Raw genomic sequence first — 15,288 nt, forward strand, 5'->3', positions numbered from 1 at the left:
GGCTATGTCATTCCTTTCATTTCTGATCGGCGAGAAAAAGAAGACAGCAAGTGTTGCAAAGGAACGGTTGCAAATCATCCTGGCCCATGAACGCAGTGGCCGGAATGCAGCGGAACCTGACTATCTGCCCGATCTGCAACGGGATCTGGTTGCAGTCATCAGCAAGTACATCAAGATCAATCCTGACGATATCAAGGTCAATCTGGAACGTCAGGACAACCTGGAAGTGCTGGAAGTCAAAATTGAGCTACCTGACGCGCGTTAAGCGCCGATAGAAAACTGCAAATTTGTTTGACCCTGCAATCCTCGTTCATTGAACGTACGTTCTTGGAATGAGATGGCAACAGGGTCTATCTGTACAAGACTGCTAGCCCGTGTTCCATATCCCGGCATTTTGATAAAGACAGCAGACAGCTGGTGTTCGATGTGTTGCGGGACACCGGTTGAGGGGCAAGTGTTCAAGCTGGCAAGGCGACTATCGCTCAGTAAAGCAAAGTAATCTTCTTCAGAAACGCTTTTCGTTTCCCGAAGATGAGAAAGCCCGCTCTTGGTAGCCACCAACTTGGGCCAAGGTGTGTCAAATCCAGCATTCGAAACGCCCGAAATGCCCGGCAACATGGTCAGAATCTGACCCGTATGGCTTTCAAAGCCAGCCAAAGTTTCACCGTCGAATACCAGCAAGTTGAACGCGTTATAGGTATTTGCCTGTGTCTCAATTTCATTGATATATTCTTCGGCATCAAGCGCCGTAGACAAAAACTGAGTAACCAATTCACCCCGGCTTTTCGCCTGTGGATTGGATACCTTACCGTTTCTGAAGTTGGTGACCGCGGCCATTCTGCCTGTGCGACTGCAGCCTAACCACGTACCGAGTGCTTCTAGGTCTTTACCTGCGTAGATGTTGGAATCAGGCCATGCATGCAGGGGAAGAGTAGGCCGTTGGTACGCTTCATCACGATTGCTCAAAAGAAGTAAATTTTTGGATTCCGGATCCCAGTCCCAGACGATGAGGCACATTGAAGCAGCTTAGACCAAGGGAAGCGTGGTTCTATCGATCACCCGGCGCAGCACAAAGCTGGAGTGAACACCTGTGACCCCTTCAATCCGGGTGAGCTTGTTCAATAACAAGGTTTGGTAATGGTCCATGTCTTTCACTGCCACTTTGATTTGATAGTCCGCATCCTGGCCAGTGATGAGCAGGCATTCAAGCACTTCTGGCAATACGCCAACGCTGGCTTCAAAGTTGGCAAATCGTTCGGGCGTATGTCTGTCCATGGAGATATGGACCAAAGCGATCAAAGACAGACCCAGCTTTTTGGCATCCAACATGGCGCGATAACCCGTAATCAAGCCGGATTCTTCAAGCGCCCGGACCCTACGCAGGCAGGGCGAGGGAGACAAGCCAATGCGATCTGCCAAATCCTGGTTGGCAATCCGGCCGTCTACTTGGAGGATTTCCAGAATTTGCTGATCTATGCGATCTATTTCCATAATATATCCATAAAACATAAATTTACAAAATATTATGCCAAATATATAGAGAAATGGAGCAAGTTCGCAATCTAATGCTTGCTCAACCGCCATACACTTCTTCTCAGGGTTGAATCACAGCCTCACTTCTTCCGGAGCTCACAAGGAACCGGTTCACTGCAGGTTTTACCAAAGCCTCTACCTACAACGCCCTTGCTATTCAACCGATAGCGGGGCGTTTTTGTTGGCGGGTACGATCACCGCATGAGCGAGACCACAAATTTTCATTCAGTGACTTCAAATCTGCTGGGTGGACAACGCATTGCCACATTGGCAACTGTTGACGATGACGGGCTTCCGCACGCGTCCTTGGTTCCCTTTGCGCTGTTACGTGGGCAGGCATCCCTGTTGATTCATGTGAGTGCACTGGCGCCGCACTTTGGCTATTTGAAACGCAGATTACAGGCAGCAGTTTTGATTTCAAAGCCAGAAATAGCAGGTGAAGAAGTTCACGCGCTACCGAGACTGTCAATTCAAGCCGACATTGAGTTCATTGACAGACAAAGTCCTGACTACGCCCCAGCACGCGATGCATATGTTCAACGTTTCCCTGAAGCGGGATTCATGACCGATTTGCAGGACTTTGCTTTTGTCAAAATCAAGCCACTTTCAGGCCGGGTTATTGCCGGATTTGGTGCCGCCAGAAAGCTTGACCAAGCAAGCTTGCGGGTAGCTATTGAAAACAGTTAGTTGCCTTCGACGAAAGCGACCATGACTTTGGCAAAGTCTGCGCCCTCGTGTCCGTATTGCAGACTTTCCATGCTGGACGCGTAGTGCTCGTCACCCAGAAGCGCGCGACGTTTGTTCAAAAGATAGGCGCTGTAATCTTCTACAAATTCGGGATGCGGTTGAATGCACAGGACCTCTTTGCCTTTGGAGTAGGCAGCGATTGGGCATCGGTCACTGCTCGCAAGCAGTCGTGCGCCTTCAGGTAACTCCAAGACCTGGTCCTGGTGGCTGGCCAACAAAGCAAAACCATCTCGGTTGTCGTCTACGAGATCTTCTGCATGCCACTGGTACGTGTTGCGACCCGTTACCCAGCCTTGAGGTGCACGACCCACTTTGGCGCCCATGCACAGAGCGATCAACTGATGGCCGAAACACACACCCAACAACTTGATGTCGGTGGACAACAGCTCAGTGACCCTACGCCGCAGCTCTACCACCCAAGGCTCATCCGAGAAGGAGTCTGCTTTGCTGCCCGTAAGAAGCACAGCGTCGTAATCTGCAAAGTTCGCCGGGTATTCACCGTGCGGTGTGCTGAAACGATCCATTGTCCAATCGGCAGCCCCGGCTTCACGAAGGACTTTCTCCAGCATGGCACCGTAATTGCCGTATACCGGGATCAAGGCTTCATCGATGGTGTCGTTGTCCAGAATGCAGAGTTTCATGCTTTGAATATTCCCGAGTTTCACTAAGAAAACCACACCCTGTCGAGTCAAAACAGGGCGTGAAGTTCCGGTATCAGTGCTCCATGCTACATTAGCGAGTCGCCAAAAAGCGATTGGCAGTGTCTGAGCCTCGTGCAAAAACACAATTCTCCCGACTGTGGAGGTTCCAATCCAGCGCCTATTCGGCTTCTAGAGCGACTCCCAATACCTACCGGTAGCTGCAGACGGATAACCAGTCCACTTCCTTTGCAGTTGGCGCGTTTGTATATTTATAAATTCAGAACCAAAATTAGTTTGACGATTTACACACAGTTCAACTTGGCAAATAGCGCATTGCCGGCTGCACTGGTGCGACGCGCACAAATATTGAATTTTGGTGACAATTTTTCAACGCTTGTTGCGCTGGCGGAATCTGCAAACGCACAAGTTTTTTACCGGACACAAGCTCGAACCGGCTCCTGGTAATTAATAGGTTCAGAGGAAGTTTTATGGCAAAAGAAGATCTGATTGAAATGATGGGCGTGGTTAACGAAGTGTTGCCTGACACCCGTTTCCGCGTCACCTTGGACAATGGTCATCAGCTGATCGCCTATTCGGCAGGCAAGATGCGCAAGAACCACATCCGCATTCTGGCGGGTGACCGTGTTTCCCTGGAGTTGTCTCCTTATGACCTGAGCAAGGGTCGTATCAACTTCCGTCACATCGAAGGCCGCGGCCCGATGACCCCACGTCGCTGATCAGCGACTGTGAAATTCACTTCCATCACGACCGCGTGATGGGATTTTGGAAACCGCACCTTGTTTGCTATAACTTATATAGCGGCTTGCGCATAATCCTCGGGCGCCAGAGCCCGATTAGAGCCTGATTCTGCTCACAGCTTGAAGGTTGCCACCACCTGCACCAGATCATGGGCCTGACTCTTCAGGCTGCTGGCAGCCGCTGCCATCTCTTCCACCAGGGCGGCGTTCTGCTGGGTAGCCTGGTCCATCTGGGTGACTGCTTCTCCAACCTGAGAGACTCCGGCACTCTGTTCTGAGCTGGCGGCACTGATTTCTCCCATGATGTCTGTCACCCGCCGGATGCTGCTGACCACTTCGGTCATGGTTTCACCAGCTTTGTCTACCAGACTACTGCCTTGCTCTACCCGCTCTACGCTGGCGTTGATCAGGGTTTTGATTTCTTTGGCGGCTTCGGCACTGCGTCCTGCCAAGCTACGGACTTCGGATGCCACCACGGCAAAGCCCCGGCCTTGTTCTCCTGCTCTAGCGGCTTCTACGGCTGCATTGAGGGCCAGGATGTTGGTCTGGAAGGCAATGCCGTCAATGACGCTGATGATGTCTGCAATCTTGCGGCTGGATTCGTTGATGCCTTTCATGGTCTCCACGACCTGGCCGACGACTTCTCCACCTTGAATAGCCACGGTGGAGGCATTCATGGCCAGCTGATTGGCCTGACGGGCGGAGTCGGCGTTTTGTTTGACGGTGGAGCCGAGTTCTTCCATGGACGCTGCGGTTTCTTCCAAAGCACTGGCTTGTTGTTCGGTGCGGGCCGAGAGGTCGTTGTTGCCTTGGGCGATTTCGGCGCTGGCGGTGGCTACGGATTCGGAGCCTGAGCGGACCTGGGAAACGACGTGGGCCAGCTTGGATTGCATGCGCTGCAGAGCCGCCAACAGTTGGCCAGTTTCATTGGCCGAGTCCACTTTGATGGTCTTGGATAAATCACCATCTGCGATGTTGTCTGCCAGATCAATCACCGTCGATATCGGCCCGGTCACTGACTTGGTCACCCACAAGGTGGCAAAAACGGCAGCGATTGCACCAAGCAATAGTGCGGTGAGCATGGAGGCACGCGCAGTACTGAAACTCTTGTCCGTTTTGTTACTGGCGAACGTGGCACCAGATTGGTTGTACTCAGAGATCTTCTTGGTTGTGACAATGATCTTGTCAAACAAGACCTTGGCATCGCCCTCCAACAGCTTGCGAGCAGGAAACTTCTCTCGTTTGGTGGACATGTCGATCAATTGGGTGTGAAGGGCCTGATAAGCTTTCCAATCGGTTTCCAGCGCATCAAACAAAGCCTTCTCTTCGGCCTCGTCAACAAGCTTTCCGTATTCCAGGCGTGTGGCCTCTACCGTTGCAACCGATTGGGAAGCCAGCTTTTCTATGCGCTCCATGGCGCCTTCGTCGGTGTTGAGCACGTGCTGACTTTCCCATGCCCGCAAATCCGCAAGGCCCGCTTTCAGGTCGCCTACAAGGCCCACACTGGGCAACCAATTGGTGGTGATAGCGGTGGTGTCATTGCGCATGGCTTGCATCTGCGAGATTGCAAGTACCACAACGGCGACCAGCAACGCGGTCAGGCCGCCCATCACCGCCATCAGACGCGTGGAAATCTTCATGTCTTTGATATTCATGGCCTGTCTCCTTATGGTTGTATCGGGGCCAATTCCAGCTGCTATAGACGCTTATGGGGCGAAAAATAGCATGCTTCGCAACGACGAAAAAGGCCCATAACAACGGTGTTTCCGTCGCTATGGGCCCTAAAGGCATCAAACAGTACGCAATTTAGTGAGAGTCTCGTGGAACGGCTGCGCCGCTTCCACCCACCAAAAAGTCGAGATCGGCACCCAAGTGCGCTTGTTGAACCGTCTCGACGTAAAGCTTGTACCAACCGCGTTTTGGTTTCTCAGGCGCTTGCCATGCAGCAAGACGACGAGCCAACTCTTCGTCAGAAATCTCCAAGTGCAGTTTGCGCTCCGGCACGTTCAATTCAATGATGTCACCGTTTTGCACCACCGCCAAGGGACCGCCCGCCGCAGCTTCGGGAGAGGTATGCAGTACGGTGGTGCCGTAGGCAGTTCCGCTCATACGCGCATCCGAGATGCGGACCATGTCGGTAATGCCTTTTTTGAGCACCTTGGGAGGCAACGGCATATTGCCCACTTCCGCCATGCCGGGGTAGCCGCGGGGACCACAGTTTTTGAGCACCATGATGCTGTTCTCGTCGATGTCCAGATCCGGATCGTCAATGCGGGCGTGGAAATCCTCAATGGATTCGAATACCACTGCCGGGCCGCGGTGTTGCAGCAAATGCTTGGACGCGGCAGAAGGCTTGATCACGGCACCATTGGGTGCCAGATTGCCACGCACCACCGCAATGCCTGCGGCTGGCATGAACGGCTCTTGCACGGTCTTGATGACTTCGCGGTTGTAGCAAGGCGCGTTCTCGACGTTCTGGCGGATGGTTTTGCCGTTCACGGTCAAGGCGTCGCCATGCAGCATGGGCAGGATTTCACGCATGACAGCAGGCAGTCCACCGGCGTAGCAGAAGTCTTCCATCAGGTACTTGCCGGAGGGCTGGAGATTCAGGATGTTGTTGACTTCGGAACCCAGTTTGTCAAAGTCTTCCAACTTCAAATCCACGCCGATACGACCAGCAATTGCCAAAAGGTGGATCACAGCATTGGTCGAACCACCGATTGCCGCATTGGTACGGATGGCGTTTTCGAAAGCCTGACGGGTCAAGATCTGGGACATCTTGATGTCCTGTTTCACCATCTCGACGATGCGGCGACCGGTGAGTTGAGCCAAACGCTTGCGACGGGTGTCGGCTGCCGGAATGGCGGCGTTTTCGGGCAGTGCCATACCCAGTGCTTCGACCATGCTGGCCATGGTGGAAGCCGTACCCATGGTCATGCAAGTGCCGCTGGAGCGATGCATGTCACTCTCGCAGGAAGTGAATTCCTGCATTGTCATTTGACCGGCCCGCACCATTTCCGACATCTGCCAGACCCCGGTGCCCGAGCCTACATCCTGCCCGCGGAACTTTCCATTGAGCATGGGGCCGCCGGACAAGCCGATGGTGGGCAGGTCGCAACTGGCGGCACCCATCATCAGGGAAGGCGTGGTTTTGTCACAACCCATCAGCAGCACAACGCCATCGATGGGATTACCGCGAATACTTTCTTCCACATCCATGGACGCCAGATTGCGGAACAGCATGGCGGTTGGTCGCAGTTGCGTCTCTCCGAGCGACATCACCGGAAACTCGAGAGGGAAGCCGCCAGCCTCATACACACCACGCTTGACGAACTCTGCCAGCTCACGGAAATGGCCATTGCAAGGCGTCAGCTCGCTCCACGTATTGCAGATGCCAATAACCGGGCGACCATCCAACAGGTCGTGCGGATAACCTTGGTTTTTTATCCAGCTGCGATGTACGAAACCATCGCGGTCTTCGCGACCGAACCAAGCGTGGCTGCGTCGGAATGGGGGTTTTTCGGAACTCATGGGCTTGCCTCTTTGTACGTGGAGGCAGATGCCTCCGGTTCTTGACAGCAGGCATGGTACCAATGCACAGTGATAATAGAAAATGAATTTAGAGACGATTCATATATATATATTGCTATCAAACCAGAGAAAAAACCATGTCCAAAACATCAAAACTCGCGCGTTATCCCAGCCTAGAAGGTAAAAATGTTTTCATCACAGGCGGCGGAACCGGAATTGGAGCTGCCATCGTGACCGCCTTTGCGGAGCAAGGCGCACAGGTGGCGTTTGTGGATGTTGCGGAACATGAAAGTCGCCTGTTGGCAGATCAGCTGACCAGCACCCTTGCCACCAAGGTTTGGTGGCGGACTTGCGACGTCCGTGATGTCGTGGCCCTTCAGGCAGCGACTGAGGATGCCGCCCGGGCGTTGGGGGACTTTTCGGTGCTGGTGAACAATGTCGCCCGCGATGACAGGCACACGTTGGAGTCAGTGACCCCGGAGTACTGGGATGAGCGTATGGCCGTCAACCAACGACCGGCCTTTTTTGCCATTCAAGCGCTGGTGCCCGGCATGAAGCGTCTTGGCGCCGGCTCGATCATCAACCTCGGCTCCACCGGATGGCAGACCAAAGGTAGCGGTTATCCCTGCTACGCGGTAGCGAAATCATCAGTGAATGGTCTGACGCGCGGTCTGGCGGACACATTGGGCGCGGATCGCATTCGAATCAACACCGTCTCTCCCGGTTGGGTTATGACGGAGCGTCAGATCAAAATGTGGCTGAATGCTGAGGGCGAAGCCGATATCCAGCGCAATCAATGTTTGCCGGACAAGCTGCAGCCGTCTGACGTCGCCCGCATGGTTCTATTCCTTGCATCCGACGATGGTGCCATGTGCACTGCGCAGGAATTCAAGGTCGACGCGGGCTGGAACTAAGGGGTACATCCGCTAGGCGCCGGGCAACGCATCCACACTGAATGCTTTGCCGTACACCGTCATGGCGGAAGACTTCAAAGCACGCAATACCACCTCGGCCGCTGGTGACAACAAACGGTCCCGGCGTGTGATGAAGCCAAAAGGTTCCATTTCGCAGGGCATGGCTACGGGCAGGATCGACATCAGTCCGTGGTTGGCATAGTAGCGGGCCACATCCACTGCCATGACGCTCACCATATCGCTTTGTTGCATCATTTTGCTGATGAACAGCATGGCGCTGGTTTCGACGCTGTTGGAGGGTTGTTCCAAGCCCAGCTCCTGAATCATCAGATCAAACCGGTGACGCAACATGCTGCCGGCTGGCGGGACAATCCAACCGTACTTGAAGACATCTTCAAGGGTAGGCTTGATCGCAGTAAGCAAGGGATGGCCAGGCCGCGCCACAGCACAAATGGGCTCCTCTGCCAGCATTTCGTAGCGTAGCGCGGCTTTGTCATGCTCCGGAGACAAACGCCCCACCAGGATATCGAGGCTGCCCCGGTTGAGTTTCTCAATCAATACGTTGCTGGGCTCGATCTGGATGGTAATTTGCAGGTTCGGGTGTGCCTGCTTTACGGCCGCCACAGTAGGTGGCAACAGGGCGAGCCCCGGCGCGGTGATGGACCCCAGGTTCACTTGGCCGAACTGACCGTTTTTGGCTGCCTGCAACTCTTCATGGGCCTGGTTCAAACTCGCCAGTGCGGCCCTCGCATGGCGAATCATGGTGTCGCCATACCAGGTTGGCCGCATGCCGCGGGGTAAACGCTCGAACAGGGAGACGCCCAACACGTCCTCCAGGTCCTTGAGTAGCTTGGAGGCCGCGGGCTGCGTCATGTTCAGCACTTGGGCCGCACGGTGAATGTTGCCTTCTTCTGCCAACGCGACCAATAGCAAAAGTTGCCTGGTTTTGAGCCTTGCACGCAAGAACCAATGGGTGTAATTCGTCATTTAGGGTTAGCACCAATCTGCATTTACATATCGAATAAGCCTCAAACTATATTGGAAATAAATCAATGTGGTAAGTAAGATTTGCCGCCTGAGCCGAAAAGGCGAAGACGCACATGACAGAAGCAACCACACACAGGAGACATTCCATGACAGCACGTAGAACCACCCTCAAGGCACTTGCAGCAAGCCTTGCATTGGGTCTGGCATTCGGCACCACCGTAGCCAACGCACAAGACAAGGGCCTCGTTGGCGTGGCCATGCCCACCAAGAGCTCTACCCGCTGGATCAGCGACGGCAACAGCATGGTTGCCGCCTTGGCTGCCAAAGGCTACAAGGCCGATCTGCAGTACGCAGAAGACGACATCCCCAACCAGTTGGCCCAGATCGAAAACATGATCACCAAGGGTGCCAAGGTGCTGGTGATCGCTGCGATCGACGGTACCACCCTGACCAACGTGCTGCAAAAAGCCGCAGACAAGGGCATCAAAATCATTTCTTATGACCGCCTGATCGTCGGTTCCAAGAACGTGGACTACTACGCCACCTTTGACAACTTCCAAGTGGGTGTATTGCAAGCCCAATCTCTGGAAAAGGCTCTGGGTCTGAAGGAAGGCAAAGGCCCCTTCAACATCGAATTGTTCGGTGGCTCTGCAGATGACAACAACGCATTCTTCTTCTACGACGGTGCGATGTCTGTACTGGACCCCTACATCAAGTCCGGCAAGCTGGTGGTTCGCTCCAAGCAAACCGGCATGCAAAAGGTGGCAACACTGCGTTGGGACGGCCAAGTGGCCCAAGCGCGTATGGAAAACCTGTTGAGCGCTTACTACGGCAAGGACAAGGTCCATGCTGTGTTGTCTCCCTATGACGGTCTGTCCATCGGTATCATTTCCGCCCTCAAGGGCGTCGGTTACGGTGGCGCAGGCCAACCCATGCCTTTTGTGAGTGGCCAAGACGCCGAAGTGCCTTCCGTCAAGTCCATCATCCGCAAAGAGCAGTACTCCACCATCTTCAAGGACACTCGCGAACTGGCCAAGGTCACTGCCAACATGGTGGATGCCGTTATGTCTGGCAAGCAGCCTGAAATCAACGACACCAAGACCTACAACAACAAGGTCAAGGTTGTGCCTTCCTACCTGCTCAAGCCTGTTGCTGTGGATCTGTCCAACTACAAGCAAGTGCTGATTGGTAGCGGTTACATCAAAGAAGAGCAGCTGAAGTAATCTTTAGCGGCGATAAAGAGGCCCTGTGCCCCAAAGCACAGGGCTTTTTACATTCTTCTGGTTCAAGAGAACGATCGTTGAGGCACCATGGCTGAACCTATTTTAGAAATGCGTGGAATGCGCAAGACATTCCACGGCGTGACCGCCCTAAGCAATGTGAACCTCACAGTGCAAGAAGGCCAGATTCACGCCATCGTCGGCGAGAACGGCGCCGGCAAATCCACCCTGATGAAAGTGCTGAGCGGTGTTTACCCCTTTGGTGACTACGAGGGCACCATCCGCTACCAAGGTGAGGAATGCCAGTTCCGTGGCATTCACGACAGTGAACAAAAAGGCATCATCATCATCCACCAGGAGCTGGCGCTCGTGCCACTGCTGTCGATTACAGAGAACATTTTTCTCGGTAACGAACAAGCCAAAGGTGGCGTGATTGACTGGAATACGTCTTACGTCAAAACGCAGGCCTTGCTGAAAAAAGTCGGCTTGAAAGAATCCCCCAACACCCTGATTACCAATCTGGGTGTCGGTAAACAACAACTCATCGAAATTGCCAAAGCACTGTCCAAAGAGGTCAAGCTTCTGATCCTGGACGAGCCCACCGCAAGTTTGAATGAAACCGACAGTGATGCGTTGCTGGAGCTATTGCTTGAACTCAAAAGACAAGGCATCTCTTGCATCCTGATTTCGCACAAGCTCAATGAAATCTCCAAGGTGGCCGATGCGATCACGGTGCTGCGGGACGGGGCGACAGTCGCCTCGCTGGATTGCCGTACCGAACCCGTCAGTGAAGACCTGATCATCCGCCACATGGTGGGACGCGAAATGGCTGACCGCTACCCCAAGCGCACGCCGAATGTGGGCGATACCGTATTTGAAGTGCGCGACTGGGTGGTACACCACGCCATTCACCCTGAGCGCAAAGTCATCAAGGGTGTCAACCTGCACGTCAAGCGTGGAGAGATCGTCGGCATTGCCGGACTGATGGGTGCGGGACGGACCGAGCTGGCCATGAGTATTTTCGGCCGCACCTATGGCCAGAACATCAGCGGCAAAGTCTTGCTCAACGGCAAAGAGGTGGACACCAGCACCGTTCAAAAAGCCATTGACCAAGGCATTGCCTATGTCACGGAAGACCGCAAAGGCTATGGCCTGGTACTCGATGAAACCATTGCCTGGAACACCACACTCGCCAACTTGTCAGCAGTGTCCAACAAGACCGTGGTTGATGAGGGCAAGGAATTCAGCGTCGCCCAGGACTTCCGCAAAAAGCTCAACATCCGAAGCCCCAATGTGTTTGCCCGCACCGTCAATTTGTCGGGTGGCAACCAGCAAAAAGTGGTGCTGAGCAAATGGCTGTTTTCCGAGCCCGAAGTGCTCATTCTGGATGAGCCCACCCGCGGTATCGACGTAGGTGCCAAGTATGAGATCTACACCATCATTGCGCAGCTCGCCGCTGAGGGGAAGTGCGTGTTGATGATCTCCAGCGAGATGCCCGAGTTGCTCGGTATGTGCGACCGGATCTGTGTATTGAATGAAGGTGCTTTTGTGGCGGAATTCCCAGCCGCAGAAGCGACACAAGAAAAAATTATGCGTTCTATTGTGACGTCAGGAGTGAACTGAAATGGCAAGCACAACCCCGGAAACAAATGCCCCTGCCACGAGCGGCGGTATGGCTTTCTTGAAAAGCAACCTGCGTGAATATGGCCTGTTGATTTCCCTGGTCATCATCATGGTGTTTTTCCAGGTCAAGACAGACGGCACCCTGTTTCAGCCGCTGAACCTTACCAACCTGATCTTGCAAAACAGCTACATCATCGTGATGGCGCTGGGCATGCTGCTCGTCATCGTGGCCGGCCACATTGATCTTTCGGTAGGCTCTGTGTGCGGCTTTGTTGGCGCGGTAGCGGCGGTACTGATGGTCAACTACAACTGGCACTATGTACCCGCCACCATTGCCTGCCTGATCCTGGGTGGATTGATCGGGGCGGCCCAAGGCTATTGGGTTGCGTTCTACAAAATCCCGTCCTTCATCGTGACACTTGCCGGCATGCTGGTCTTCAAGGGCCTGGCCCTCGCAGTGCTGGAGGGCGCATCCGTCGGCCCCTTCCCGCCGGAGTTCCAATTGCTCAGCACCGGGTTCATTCCTGACCCGTTCGCCGGAGAGACCTTGCGGGTGGCCACACTGGTGATCGGCCTGCTTATTGCCTTGGTGATGTTGGTCAGCAAAGTGCGTGGCCGTGCAGATCGCGCAGCCCATGGGATGGAGAACGAACCTGTCTTGTTGTTCGGGATCACCAACCTGATCTTCATCGGCATGATCGTGGCCTTCAGCTACCAGTTGGCTTCGTACAAAGGCTTGCCGAACGTTCTGGTGGTGATGCTGCTCCTGATGTTGGCCTACGACTTTGTCGCATCGCGCACCACTGTCGGTCGACGCATTTACGCCCTTGGCGGCAACGAGAAGGCTGCTCGTTTGTCCGGTATCCGCACGGAACGCCTCACGTTCTACACCTTTGTCAACATGGGTGTGCTGGCTGCATTGGCCGGGCTGATTTTTGCAGCGCGTCTGAATACGGCGACCCCCAAGGCAGGTTTGGGCTTTGAGCTCGATGTGATCGCTGCCTGCTTCATCGGTGGCGCATCGGCATCGGGCGGTGTGGGCAAAGTATTGGGCGCGGTCATCGGCGCGTTCATCATGGGCGTGATGAACAACGGCATGTCCATCATGGGTATCGGTATTGATTGGCAACAGGTCATCAAGGGCCTGGTCTTGTTGGCAGCCGTCTGCTTCGACGTCTACAACAAAAACAAATAAGGACTCACTATGTACTCCGCCTCTAACGCCCGCTACAAGGGCGTGTTTCCTGTCGTCCCTACGACCTTCAATGATGCCGGCGAGCTGGACCTGGAAAGCCAAAAACGCTGTGTCGACTTCATGATCGACGCAGGCTCCACCGGTTTGTGCATCCTGGCCAACTTCTCCGAGCAGTTTGTGCTGGCCGATGCTGAGCGCGAAGTGCTCACCAAAACCATCCTTGCCCATGTGAAGGGGCGGGTGCCGGTCATCGTGACGACCACGCATTTCAGCACCCAGGTCACCATTGCGCGCAGCGTGCAGGCCCAGCAGCTAGGTGCCTCCATGGTCATGGTGATGCCTCCGTACCACGGCGCCACGATCCGTGTGCCCGAAGGCCAGATTTATGAGTATTTCGCGCGTCTCTCGGATGCGATCGATATTCCCATCATGATCCAGGACGCCCCCGTCAGTGGTACGCCTTTGTCGGTGCCTTTCCTGGCTCGCATGGCGCAGGAAATCAAGCAAGTGTCGTACTTCAAGATCGAAACAGCGGGCGCTGCGTCCAAGTTGCGCGAGCTCATTCGCGTAGGCGGTGCAGCCATTGAAGGCCCGTGGGATGGCGAGGAAGCCATCACCCTCATGCCCGACCTGGACGCCGGTGCCACCGGCGCAATGACCGGAGGTGCCTACCCCGACGGCATCCGCAAGATTGTGGACGCCTATGCTGCCGGCCGTCGTGACGAGGCGGCTGCCCACTACCAGCAGTGGCTGCCCCTCATCAACTTCGAAAATCGCCAAGGCGGCATACTGACGGCCAAAGCATTGATGAAGGAAGGTGGCGTCATCGCTTGCGAAGCCGGCCGCCACCCCTTCCCCGCCATGCATCCCGACACACGTGCCGGCTTGATGGATACGGCCAAGCGTCTGGACCCCATGGTGTTGCGCTGGGGCCGGTAAGCCCGTTCATCACCCGATAAGGATTCGCCACCATGTCAGAAAACACCGTCTTCCAACTCCTCGGTCGCCGCTTGCGACTGGCGGTAATCGGTGGTGGCCCCGGCTCCTTTATCGGCGCCATGCACCGCCAGGCCGCACGCCTGGATGACCGGTACGAATTGGTGGCAGCAGCTCTCTCGTCCGACCCTGAACGATCCAAGTCCAGCGGCCAAAGCATCGGGGTACCCGCAGATCGTTGCTATGGGGATGGAACTTCATTGATTGAAGCAGAAGCCCGACGCGCCGATGGCGCTGAGGTCGTGGCCATCATGACGCCCAATGACAGCCACTTCCGCTTTTCCATGCTGGCGCTGGAACATGGCATGGACGTCATATGCGACAAGCCCATGACCAATACGCTGCAAGAAGCCGAGGCACTGCATGCGAAGGTGCAGAGCAGCGGTCGTGTGTTCTGCCTGACCCACAACTACACCGGCTACCCCATGGTGCGCCAAGCCAAGGCCATGGTGATGGAAGGTTTGTTGGGCGACATCCGTCTGGTGCAGGTGGAATACGTGCAAAGTGGTCGTGCCAAAGCCGGCCCCGGTCGCAAGGCCTGGAAAGAAGACCCGGCCCGTGGTGGCCCTTCCCTCGTGATGGGTGATATCGGCACCCACGCCCACAACCTGCTGCGCTTCATTACCGGCCTAGAAGTCGCCGAGGTCGCTGCGGATGTAGGCAGCATCGTGCCCGACCGCGTCACCCATGACTATGCCGGCGCCATGCTGCGCATGAGCAACGGTGCGCGTGGCAGCTTTTGGGTGACGCAGGCTGCAGCGGGTGTGGAAAACGGCCTGCGCATCCGCGTGAGTGGTTCGTTGGGCAGTGTGGAGTGGCATCAGGAACATCCGCAGGTGCTGCACTTCAAACCGCTGGACGCGCCCGCCCAAGTGCGCACCCCGAATGGCCAAGGCACCCTGCCATTGGCAGCCCGTGCTTCGCGCATTGTGGCGGGCCACCCGGAAGGTTTTCACGAGGCGTTTGCCAATCTGTACACCAATGCGGCGGACACCATTGCAGCGCAGCGCAGCGGAAACGCGCCTGACCCGCTGAACCAGTTTTTCCCGAATGCGACTGACGGCTTGCAAGGCATCCGCTTTGTAGCCGCCGCTATTCGTTCCAGCCGCCACAACGGCGCCTGGACTACCGTTTAACCCACTT

The 15,288-nt window shown here is 55.2% G+C and carries 15 protein-coding genes; 9 read left to right on the forward strand and 6 right to left on the reverse strand.

What is annotated here, in order from left to right; genetic code table 11:
- Positions 1–4: 4 nt before the first annotated feature.
- On the forward strand, positions 5–265 hold the full coding sequence (minE, locus tag RAN89_RS02920) for a cell division topological specificity factor MinE (RefSeq protein ID WP_087495717.1): 261 nt from the start codon (positions 5–7) through the stop codon (positions 263–265).
- On the opposite strand, the gene RAN89_RS02925 is transcribed toward minE, so the two are convergent.
- Together RAN89_RS02925 and RAN89_RS02930 are read right to left on the reverse strand one after the other, a co-directional pair.
- Positions 262–1,017, reverse strand: a complete 756-nt coding sequence (locus tag RAN89_RS02925) for an NRDE family protein (RefSeq protein ID WP_313868170.1) — start codon at positions 1,015–1,017, stop codon at positions 262–264. The genes minE and RAN89_RS02925 overlap by 4 nt on opposite strands.
- Positions 1,018–1,026: 9 nt before the next feature.
- Positions 1,027–1,491, reverse strand: coding sequence for an Lrp/AsnC family transcriptional regulator (locus tag RAN89_RS02930; protein WP_313868171.1), 465 nt, complete (start codon positions 1,489–1,491; stop codon positions 1,027–1,029).
- A gap of 243 nt (positions 1,492–1,734) precedes the next feature.
- On the opposite strand from RAN89_RS02930, the gene RAN89_RS02935 reads away from it, so the two are divergent.
- Positions 1,735–2,220, forward strand: a complete 486-nt coding sequence (locus tag RAN89_RS02935; RefSeq protein WP_313868172.1) for a pyridoxamine 5'-phosphate oxidase family protein — start codon at positions 1,735–1,737, stop codon at positions 2,218–2,220.
- Here RAN89_RS02935 and RAN89_RS02940 read toward each other — a convergent pair.
- Positions 2,217–2,921, reverse strand: coding sequence for a glutamine amidotransferase-related protein (locus RAN89_RS02940; RefSeq protein ID WP_313868173.1), 705 nt, complete (start codon positions 2,919–2,921; stop codon positions 2,217–2,219). The genes RAN89_RS02935 and RAN89_RS02940 overlap by 4 nt on opposite strands.
- Before the next feature lie 488 nt (positions 2,922–3,409).
- On the opposite strand from RAN89_RS02940, the gene infA reads away from it, so the two are divergent.
- Complete coding sequence (gene infA / locus RAN89_RS02945; RefSeq protein ID WP_087495722.1) at positions 3,410–3,658, forward strand: translation initiation factor IF-1; 249 nt, start codon at positions 3,410–3,412, stop codon at positions 3,656–3,658.
- A gap of 134 nt (positions 3,659–3,792) precedes the next feature.
- Here the strand turns inward: infA and RAN89_RS02950 are convergent, their stop codons facing one another.
- Positions 3,793–5,334, reverse strand: a complete 1,542-nt coding sequence (locus RAN89_RS02950) for a methyl-accepting chemotaxis protein (RefSeq protein ID WP_313868174.1) — start codon at positions 5,332–5,334, stop codon at positions 3,793–3,795.
- Between the two features lie 151 nt (positions 5,335–5,485).
- On the reverse strand, positions 5,486–7,210 hold the full coding sequence (locus RAN89_RS02955; protein WP_313868175.1) for an IlvD/Edd family dehydratase: 1,725 nt from the start codon (positions 7,208–7,210) through the stop codon (positions 5,486–5,488).
- A 137-nt stretch (positions 7,211–7,347) separates the two neighbouring features.
- Here RAN89_RS02955 and RAN89_RS02960 point away from each other — a divergent pair, with 137 nt between their 5' ends.
- Positions 7,348–8,124, forward strand: a complete 777-nt coding sequence (locus RAN89_RS02960; RefSeq protein ID WP_313868176.1) for an SDR family NAD(P)-dependent oxidoreductase — start codon at positions 7,348–7,350, stop codon at positions 8,122–8,124.
- A gap of 12 nt (positions 8,125–8,136) precedes the next feature.
- On the opposite strand, the gene RAN89_RS02965 is transcribed toward RAN89_RS02960, so the two are convergent.
- Positions 8,137–9,111 (reverse strand): LysR family transcriptional regulator, encoded by a 975-nt coding sequence (locus RAN89_RS02965; protein WP_313868177.1) that lies wholly within the window; start codon positions 9,109–9,111, stop codon positions 8,137–8,139.
- A 146-nt stretch (positions 9,112–9,257) separates the two neighbouring features.
- Between RAN89_RS02965 and chvE the strand changes: the two genes are divergently transcribed.
- The 5 genes from chvE (at position 9,258) to RAN89_RS02990 (ending at position 15,281) form a co-directional block, all read left to right on the forward strand.
- A complete protein-coding gene (chvE, locus tag RAN89_RS02970) occupies positions 9,258–10,334 on the forward strand; it encodes a multiple monosaccharide ABC transporter substrate-binding protein (RefSeq protein ID WP_313868178.1) in 1,077 nt (358 codons plus the stop codon).
- An 87-nt stretch (positions 10,335–10,421) separates the two neighbouring features.
- Positions 10,422–11,954, forward strand: a complete 1,533-nt coding sequence (gene mmsA, locus RAN89_RS02975) for a multiple monosaccharide ABC transporter ATP-binding protein (RefSeq protein WP_313868179.1) — start codon at positions 10,422–10,424, stop codon at positions 11,952–11,954.
- Between the two features lie 49 nt (positions 11,955–12,003).
- A complete protein-coding gene (gene mmsB, locus RAN89_RS02980) occupies positions 12,004–13,149 on the forward strand; it encodes a multiple monosaccharide ABC transporter permease (RefSeq protein ID WP_313868180.1) in 1,146 nt (381 codons plus the stop codon).
- A gap of 9 nt (positions 13,150–13,158) precedes the next feature.
- The gene (locus RAN89_RS02985) at positions 13,159–14,088 is read left to right on the forward strand and encodes a dihydrodipicolinate synthase family protein (RefSeq protein ID WP_313868181.1); all 930 of its coding nucleotides are present in this window, start codon (positions 13,159–13,161) and stop codon (positions 14,086–14,088) included.
- 32 nt (positions 14,089–14,120) lie between these two features.
- On the forward strand, positions 14,121–15,281 hold the full coding sequence (locus tag RAN89_RS02990; protein WP_313868182.1) for a Gfo/Idh/MocA family protein: 1,161 nt from the start codon (positions 14,121–14,123) through the stop codon (positions 15,279–15,281).
- Positions 15,282–15,288: the final 7 nt, after the last annotated feature.

It is taken from the genome of Rhodoferax mekongensis, assembly GCF_032191775.1.
Classification (GTDB): Bacteria; Pseudomonadota; Gammaproteobacteria; order Burkholderiales; family Burkholderiaceae_C; genus Allorhodoferax; species Allorhodoferax mekongensis.

Bases quoted from the DNA above. Each gene is read 5' to 3' on its own strand.
- minE (WP_087495717.1), top strand. From the start codon at position 5: ATGTCATTCCTTTCATTTCTGATCGGCGAGAAAAAGAAGACAGCAAGT.
- RAN89_RS02925 (WP_313868170.1), bottom strand. From the start codon at position 1,017: ATGTGCCTCATCGTCTGGGACTGGGATCCGGAATCCAAAAATTTACTT.
- RAN89_RS02930 (WP_313868171.1), bottom strand. From the start codon at position 1,491: ATGGAAATAGATCGCATAGATCAGCAAATTCTGGAAATCCTCCAAGTA.
- RAN89_RS02935 (WP_313868172.1), top strand. From the start codon at position 1,735: ATGAGCGAGACCACAAATTTTCATTCAGTGACTTCAAATCTGCTGGGT.
- RAN89_RS02940 (WP_313868173.1), bottom strand. From the start codon at position 2,921: ATGAAACTCTGCATTCTGGACAACGACACCATCGATGAAGCCTTGATC.
- infA (WP_087495722.1), top strand. From the start codon at position 3,410: ATGGCAAAAGAAGATCTGATTGAAATGATGGGCGTGGTTAACGAAGTG.
- RAN89_RS02950 (WP_313868174.1), bottom strand. From the start codon at position 5,334: ATGAATATCAAAGACATGAAGATTTCCACGCGTCTGATGGCGGTGATG.
- RAN89_RS02955 (WP_313868175.1), bottom strand. From the start codon at position 7,210: ATGAGTTCCGAAAAACCCCCATTCCGACGCAGCCACGCTTGGTTCGGT.
- RAN89_RS02960 (WP_313868176.1), top strand. From the start codon at position 7,348: ATGTCCAAAACATCAAAACTCGCGCGTTATCCCAGCCTAGAAGGTAAA.
- RAN89_RS02965 (WP_313868177.1), bottom strand. From the start codon at position 9,111: ATGACGAATTACACCCATTGGTTCTTGCGTGCAAGGCTCAAAACCAGG.
- chvE (WP_313868178.1), top strand. From the start codon at position 9,258: ATGACAGCACGTAGAACCACCCTCAAGGCACTTGCAGCAAGCCTTGCA.
- mmsA (WP_313868179.1), top strand. From the start codon at position 10,422: ATGGCTGAACCTATTTTAGAAATGCGTGGAATGCGCAAGACATTCCAC.
- mmsB (WP_313868180.1), top strand. From the start codon at position 12,004: ATGGCTTTCTTGAAAAGCAACCTGCGTGAATATGGCCTGTTGATTTCC.
- RAN89_RS02985 (WP_313868181.1), top strand. From the start codon at position 13,159: ATGTACTCCGCCTCTAACGCCCGCTACAAGGGCGTGTTTCCTGTCGTC.
- RAN89_RS02990 (WP_313868182.1), top strand. From the start codon at position 14,121: ATGTCAGAAAACACCGTCTTCCAACTCCTCGGTCGCCGCTTGCGACTG.